Genomic DNA, 1,089 nt, shown 5'->3' with positions numbered 1-1,089 from the left:
CAACACCGAGCTGCTATCGATAATGAACGGCTAAATTTTATTAAATTTGCCGCCCGCTTAGTCGTTTAAAATTTGCTGGCGACGAGTGTCGCAGCTCGTCGCGACGCTTCCTAGCAGGCGTCTTGCTACGCCCCCCCCCCGCGACGGCTACTTTGCGCCGCACGCTTGCCGGTTTAAATTGCGCGCTGCGGACGCGAGAATTTTGACCGCCCTTTTATGGGTACATATCATATTTGCTGCGCCGGATAGGAGCTGCGTGCAGAGCGAATGCTTTTTTGTGGTACTGCGGCGTGAAATCGCTCGCTTTAATTTCACATCTAGCTACTTGGTATTTGAACTTTACGCTGCGCAGGGATGTCTCCATACGGCTTTTCTTTGTTCGCTCAATCGTTTTAAATCTACAACTCGCCGCGCGGACGGATACTGCCCCCCCTTTTTTTTGCTCGCTCTACAGTCGCGGCTTATAAAACGGCCGTTCGGCTTTTTAATTAGTCCGAGCAGATACCGTCCCACGACTGTTTTAAAGCAGGCGCTGCTGCACTGTTTTTGAAATTTGATTTCTAAATTTCAGATCGCGCGTCGCGACCGCAGGCTTGCGCTTTAAGACGGCACGAGTGCTTGCAAGATCACTGCTTCTAGTCGTTGTGATCTCTTGCATCGTAAGGCCTACATATCCTCCACTTCAAACTTACGCCGCTCATAGTCTCGGCATCTGTAATGCTGCGCACGATAGCCGGTCGTAATTTCAAAGCGATATGAAATTTTATCTCGCGTCCGATCTGCGCTTGATCCTTCTTAAACTAAATTTTAAAATTTCTGCGCGCAAGCAAAATTTTAAAATTTAAAATCCTTTGCGCAAAATCCAAGCTTTAAAATTTTAATCACGCCGCATCGGCGCCGTCCCTGCCGTAGCTAAGCTTAAGCGTATTTGCGCCCAACTTGCCGCCACTATAGCCGCCGAATGTCTCTCGTCAGAATTAAACAGCCGCCTATCTTGCATTTTAAGAAATTTTAAAAGGCCCTAACGTATAATTAAATCTATTTTAAAGAAGAACTATGAAGGTTTCTAAAAATTTCCTCGTTGCGCTT

At 46.9% G+C, this 1,089-nt stretch carries 1 protein-coding gene; it reads right to left on the bottom strand.

Annotated features, from left to right (window positions below; genetic code table 11):
• Positions 1–520: 520 nt before the first annotated feature.
• A complete protein-coding gene (locus tag Q0257_RS10535) occupies positions 521–658 on the bottom strand; it encodes a hypothetical protein (RefSeq protein ID WP_298024673.1) in 138 nt (45 codons plus the stop codon).
• Between the last annotated feature and the right edge of the window lie 431 nt (positions 659–1,089).

Source organism: uncultured Campylobacter sp., from assembly GCF_938018035.1.
Lineage (GTDB): Bacteria > Campylobacterota > Campylobacteria > Campylobacterales > Campylobacteraceae > Campylobacter_B.
This window is presented reverse-complemented; position numbering and strand designations above follow the sequence as displayed.

Bases quoted from the DNA above. Each gene is read 5' to 3' on its own strand.
- Q0257_RS10535 (WP_298024673.1), bottom strand. From the start codon at position 658: ATGCAAGAGATCACAACGACTAGAAGCAGTGATCTTGCAAGCACTCGT.